4 protein-coding genes and 2 pseudogenes are annotated in these 6,095 nt (G+C 40.8%); 1 reads left to right on the forward strand and 5 read right to left on the reverse strand.

The window, feature by feature from the left end; genetic code table 11:
- Positions 1-305: 305 nt before the first annotated feature.
- From F6K53_RS46150 to F6K53_RS46165, 4 genes and pseudogenes are all read right to left on the reverse strand, one after another.
- Positions 306-463: pseudogene (locus F6K53_RS46150) on the reverse strand (ISAs1 family transposase); the annotation flags it as partial.
- Between the two features lie 215 nt (positions 464-678).
- On the reverse strand, positions 679-825 hold the full coding sequence (locus F6K53_RS46155) for a hypothetical protein (protein WP_364306224.1): 147 nt from the start codon (positions 823-825) through the stop codon (positions 679-681).
- 78 nt (positions 826-903) lie between these two features.
- Complete coding sequence (locus F6K53_RS46160) at positions 904-1,050, reverse strand: hypothetical protein (protein ID WP_366511385.1); 147 nt, start codon at positions 1,048-1,050, stop codon at positions 904-906.
- A 50-nt stretch (positions 1,051-1,100) separates the two neighbouring features.
- Positions 1,101-1,433 (reverse strand): transposase family protein, encoded by a 333-nt coding sequence (locus tag F6K53_RS46165; protein ID WP_364306221.1) that lies wholly within the window; start codon positions 1,431-1,433, stop codon positions 1,101-1,103.
- A gap of 472 nt (positions 1,434-1,905) precedes the next feature.
- On the opposite strand from F6K53_RS46165, the pseudogene F6K53_RS34760 reads away from it, so the two are divergent.
- Positions 1,906-2,853 (forward strand): annotated as a pseudogene (locus F6K53_RS34760) (IS630 family transposase).
- Positions 2,854-2,945: 92 nt separating this feature from the next.
- Here F6K53_RS34760 and F6K53_RS34765 read toward each other — a convergent pair.
- Positions 2,946-5,456: a response regulator gene (locus F6K53_RS34765; protein WP_293047775.1), complete on the reverse strand. Its 2,511-nt coding sequence runs from the start codon at positions 5,454-5,456 to the stop codon at positions 2,946-2,948.
- Between the last annotated feature and the right edge of the window lie 639 nt (positions 5,457-6,095).

The raw sequence follows: 6,095 nt of genomic DNA on the forward strand, positions 1-6,095 counted from the left end.
AATTGTTAGTAAAACGTTGTCAGGTTTTGAGTGAGATGAAAGAAGAAATTATAAATTTAACTTTCTATCATTGGCTAGCTTCTATTTAAGCATTTTTTTAATGGGGTATGACAACCGGATTTAGTATGAGAACTGGATAATCATCATCAGGTAGTTTTCCAGGGTACAGCGGCGAAAAATTATGCCCCAGATAAGTTAGACTGTAAGGGAATCGAGGCTTTTAAAATTTTCAGCATATACCTCGTGTCCATGCTGGCTCGTTTGATTTTTTGACGAGTACTGCGTTTATAGCTGGTTTCAAGATTGAGTAAATTAATACTAAGCGCGCTTGAGTAAAGCCATATTCTGTGGAGCATGGCCTGTGCGAATCCGGCTATTATCCTCCCCAAAAGTCACATCTAAGACGAGCGTGAAGTTGATTTTCAATTGACCAGTGCTGTCGGATAGCTTTACCCAACTGTTGAGCATTGGCTGGTAGAGAAGATAGGTAAAACATCACCTCACGGGTAGTCTTGTTCCACAGATGACGAGTACGAATAACCATAACAATAGTCTGTAATCCATCCCACTGGGACTGTTGGTACAAATCATTGTCTATCTGCTCAAGACAAACCGCCCAAACAATCGCGCTTTTCAGTGCGATGGTGTGCTGACTCCACCCGTAGATCGTAGCTATACTCAAGACCCTCTTGCCTCATTAGCTACAGCAGTTTCAAACCATTGCTTCACCTGCTCCCATAAAGTGGGATGATTTCTTTTGAGTGCCAGAACATAATCCGCACTAAGAGCGCGAATACTACGAGCTATTTGATGCTGAGTCCCCATCGCATCAATGGTATCGGTTGCATCCGCAGATGTCGAGTAATTCCAGTAAGGCGCTTGATCGCTGTAATCTCATTGCTTTTATCGTCCACTTTGACAAGACCTACGAAACAACCGATGGTCACTTGCCCAGGCGCTCACCACGTGCAATGCTGATTTTGACTGGTTACGGTCATAAGAACCCTTGATTTGTTTGCCATCAATGGGAATTACCTGTGCTCCGGGCATCTGTTACTAAACTAGCTAACCAACTGTTAAAGCTCTCCTCAAAGGCACGCTTAAGATATTTGTTCAAACACTCGTCGATACGTATCTGCACAGGGTATCCCATGAGGCAATGGTAATAAGGTGGATAACCATTGCTGGTGGCTGACTCCATAGGTTTCTATGTCTTCCCACCCCGTCGCGCCCCCGATGGTGGCGTCGGGTGCAATCATTACTATACTTACAAATGGATGAAGCACTCCTTGTTTCCCTCGTGGATCTCCCAGGTGCTCAAAATGCTCAAGCATTTGTTGTTGAAACTGCTGAGTATCTCCGGCTGGCTGGAGTGGTGAGGATTTAGGACTGGTTGCGGTGGTTTTAGTGGGTTTATCGAAGCCAATGACCATTGGATACCTTGATTGTGACATCGGTTCCCCTAGCATATTATGAGTTCGTTTTTCTTGCGCTTACCCTGGGTAGTTTTCCTAGGTATCTTTTGACGATTTGTGGAAAATTTGATCTCATTGAAGCAACATTGTAAGATTTTTTTGAGCCTCGATTTTATCAATTTAGAGGCTATTTGTATAGGTTTTTAACTATCATTCAACATTTATGTTCAATATCACCGATAATCTTTAAACTATCTTTATAGTAGAGCCAATTGTGAAATAGTAGAGCCAATTGTGAAAATAATGTGAATGTATCGGTTCCATTTTTCACGTCCTACCTGGTAGCAATTGGGTTTAATAAGCAGGTGCACAAAATTAATTACCTATTTTTGACATAATAATATACAATTAGATAAAATCGATCAAAATAGGTATTTATATGAGATTCATTAGAGAATTAAATCCCGAGACTAAAAAACTTTTATAAAGAATAAGTTGGCAAAGTAAATATCCTCAAGTGAGAGACAGAGCTAAATGTATATTGTTGAGTTATAAAAAATTTTAATACAAGGAATTAACTTTATTATTTGGAGTTAATCGAAAAACTATATATAACTGGTTAACTAGATGGGAAGATCAAAAAATCCTAGGAATATACAATCAAAAAGGTAGGGGCAGAAAACCTAAATTAAATCAGGAGCAAAGGCAACAAGTAAAGGAGTGGGTAAAATCTGAACCAAAAAGCCTAAACAAAGTTAAAAATAAAATCAATAAAGAGTGGAAAATAGATGTAAGTAAGGAAACTATAAAAAGAACCATAAAAAAGTTGAATATGAAATGGAAAAGAATGAAGATAGGAACGAGTAAAACCCCTGATTAATGGGAGCTAGACGTAAAGATACCCAGACTAAAAGAGCTAAAACAGCAAGCTAAAAAAGGAGAAATTGACTTAAGATATTTAGATGAAAGTGGATTCTATTTGAAGCCAGATATTCCTTACGGATGGCAAGAAAAATTAAAACGAATAACTCTTAATAGTTGCCAAAGCAAAAGAATTAATGTTCTCGGATTAATGGGATGTAAAAATCAATTAGATTCCGAAATACATCAGGGCTCAATTGATAGTGAAATCGTGATTAAATTTTTATATAATTTTAGTAAAAATTTAGATAAACTCACTGTAGTAGTAATGGCTCAAGCTTCAATACACACGAGCAATAAAATCCTAGAAAAACTAGAATAATGGAAAGCCAAAAATTTAGATAGATTTTGGTTACCTACTTACTCACCTAAGTACAACTTAATTAAAATTTTCTGGAAATTTATTAAGTATGAGTGGATTGAAATTGATGCTTACGAAAACTGGAAAAGCTTTCTTAAATATCTCAAAAAATTTCTTGACAATTTTGGTCAAGAATATGTAATTAATTTTGTTTAGGTGCTTAGATCAAAATCAGCTTAGTGTAAGACAGAGAAAGCTTTACTCACCTACTGACAAATTACTACTGAAAAATTACTACTCAAAAATTACTATTGACTGATGTTTCCAACTAGGGATTGAGCTGGGAATACACAATCTTGACCAGTGGCTTTGCCTCGCTCAATAGCCTCATCAGCGGCTCGATAGAGGCTTTCGATGTCTGTGCCATCCTCAGGGTACTCTGCCACCCCAGCACTAAATGTTACCTGCACTAGCTCACAGTTATCAAATTCTTCACTAACAGTCTCCAAAATTTCTTGGAGCCTTCTGACCCCAGCCTGTCGATTGAGACCATACATCCCGATGAAGAACTCCTTACCTCCCCAGCGGGCAACTATATCCTCGCTGCGAAACTTTTGCCGCAAGATTTGTCCTAACCGCTTAAGCATTCTATCTCCCATCACATGACCATATTGCTCATTCACCTGTTTTAAGTTGTTTAAATCCAATAAGGCATAGCAAAGAGGTTGATGGTAGCGTTGGGATAAACGCAGTAATCGATTAAATTCTATGGTAGATTGACGACGATTAGCCACACCAGTTAATTGGTCAGTTTCTCCTAAACTACGGAGCAGTTTGGTACGCTCTAGACGATGGAAAACACGGGTGACTAACTCGGATTTCGTTATCGGTTTAAAGATATAGTCATCAGCTCCAGCTTCATAAATGCGGTGAATTGTTTCAGAGTCTTGGTGTTCACAAAGCAATAGGATAGGTAATCCATGCCAGATCCGATCAATGCGCACAACTTGGCACAGTTCAATCCCATTGAATTGGGGCATGTCTAAATCCAAGATCAGTAGATCAGGTCCTGTCGCTTCGAGCTGTTCCCAAAATTGATCGGGTTCTTCTAAGGTAGTAATCTGCACTCCTAAAGGTTGTAGGAAGTGTCGTATACTTTCGAGCACTAGGGGATCATCGTCTACTGCCAGGACTTTGGCGGTGGAAGGTCTAGCTTGATTTAAGACATCTTCAACGGTTTCTAGTAACTGTATTGGGGTAACGGGTTTGGATAAAAACGCCCGTCCTCCCTGACGAGCAACCTCAACGCGATCGCTAAACCGATTTTGCTGTGTAGAAACGATTACTGGGATTTGAGGGTATTGGTTCTGGAAATATTTTAGGAGTGCCATTCCGACCTCTGGATCATTGGGAAACATCAACTCCAGTAGAACAACATCAGGTACTTCTTGATCCATGACAAATCTGGCTTCCCTGGGATCTAGGACAACTTTTACTTGCATATCCCAATTTACTGCTTCTCTTTCCAACTGTTGTGTCAGTTGCACCTCTCCATCGATAACTAAAATCAAGGGAAGCTTTTTTGGGAATTGCTCGGGTGCCAGGGGTTCTGATCTACCATCCTTGGTTAGTTCAGACTCTTTTAAGACAGTAATGGTTGGATTATCTTCCAACTCACTAATGACATCACCAGAGAATGCTGATGGAGGTTGCTGGAGTTCTTCAGACAGAAGTGCTACCAAAGATGCCAGATTTTGAATATTAGTTGGGGAGGTTAGCTGCTGTAATTGAGGACTAGGCAATTCTATTTGGTTGTCATAGTTCCTGCGTCTTGACCGATATCTAAGTTTACCGGAGTTCCTTGTCTTGGTTATACTGACGAACTGTAGCCAGTACTCAATAGTTTGGGCTAGCCGTGATCCTTCCACTAAGCCAAACTTATCTAAAGCTCTAACCAGCTTGTGGACTTGCTGCTGGGCTTGTTTTCGCAGCTCCTCAGTAAGATGTCCGGCTTCGAGAGCATTAACCGCCTGTTCTACAGTGGCAAACTGACGCCACATGGTTCCTTTAGAAAGCTCCCAAGGCTGATTGAACCTGGTTGGGGTTGGTTTGATTTTCTTTCTCTTGCTCCTCGGTAAGCTCTTGAGGCGATAGCCCATACCATAGACAGTTTCAATCATATCATCAGCTTCAACACTCTTGAGCTTGCGCCTTAACCCCTTAACATGTGCCCTAACTGTTTCTGGTGAAGGAGGGTCTTCAAATGACCACAGATGTCCGAGAATGAAACTCTGACTAAATACTCGGCGCGGATGGCTCAAGAATAGTTCTAGAAGACCGTATTCCTTTGGTGAGAGATGGAGCAGTTGACCTTTATAAGTTACTTCACAGGTACTCGGGTCTAGGCAGACATCACCCCATTCCAGTAGCCTTAATCCAGAAACACTGTGGTGACGCAGTAATGTCCTAATCCGAGTCAAAAGATCCTTGGCTGTAAAGGGTTTAACAATATAATCATCAGCTTCAGCATTAAGCTTGACTTGCTCAGCAGTAGCTGCTTGAGAAAGCAACAGCAAAATCCCTCTATCGTAGCTTGCCTTCCGTAGTCGCTTACACAAGCTGATACCATCACACAAGCTGATACCATCGATCTTGGGGAAATCCACTTCCAGCACAATCAGGTCATAGGTAAAGGCTTGAGCATACTCCCAACCCTCTTCCCCATCTCCAGCAATATTTACAATATAATTCTGCTCTCTCAACACTTTACTCAAGGTTAGAGCTAGAGCATTGTCATCCTCTACCAGCAAAAGTCTCATGAACAATCCTGCTGTAAGCCTAGTCCTTTACAAATTTTGGATAAACACAGAACACTCAAAAATATACCTCTTTTGACAGATGCTATATGTAATTTCTTGATATGCGTTCATCACTATTTGGGTTTTACCATTAGTAACGGCTAGTTGCACTGGATCATCTCAAAATTATGTAAAGAGTGTGTAAAGATTGTGTCAAATTGAGAAGTGATTCTTCCCTCTCTTGGTGGGCTTTCACGCTTAGCTTTCAAAAAGCGCGAGGTCGCACCCCATCTTTGATCGCAACGCGCGGATCAGCTGCTTTACCACTCCTTTAATGAAAGGGTGGCGATCAAGCCTCTGTTCTTCGAGAACACTAGTCCAGAAGTAGTAGGGGGAATTATTAACAGAAGCTACAGGTAGAATTGCTGCCTAAGTTCTGCTAGGGTTGGCATTATCTACCCTACTACTAACCTAAGTTGCTAGTTATCAAAAAACACCTCAAAATGGCTTAAAGACACCAAAACCTAGTATCGCTAGGGCGTGTCATCAAATAGGTATCAATTTAGTTTAGAATCGGTAGCTGTAGAGAGTTTAGTCAATCAGGAGCTGTGCTATCATGATACGCCGCTATGCTTTGCGTCTCGGACCAGTGGGAACGGA

It is taken from the genome of Moorena sp. SIO4A1 (genome assembly GCF_010672065.1).
Classification (GTDB): Bacteria; Cyanobacteriota; Cyanobacteriia; order Cyanobacteriales; family Coleofasciculaceae; genus Moorena.

What these genes read in the sequence shown, in the direction of transcription:
- F6K53_RS46155 (WP_364306224.1), bottom strand. Translation starts at nt 825, where the DNA reads ATGGGGACTCAGCATCAAATAGCTCGTAGTATTCGCGCTCTTAGTGCG.
- F6K53_RS46160 (WP_366511385.1), bottom strand. Translation starts at nt 1,050, where the DNA reads ATGCCCGGAGCACAGGTAATTCCCATTGATGGCAAACAAATCAAGGGT.
- F6K53_RS46165 (WP_364306221.1), bottom strand. Translation starts at nt 1,433, where the DNA reads ATGGTCATTGGCTTCGATAAACCCACTAAAACCACCGCAACCAGTCCT.
- F6K53_RS34765 (WP_293047775.1), bottom strand. Translation starts at nt 5,456, where the DNA reads ATGAGACTTTTGCTGGTAGAGGATGACAATGCTCTAGCTCTAACCTTG.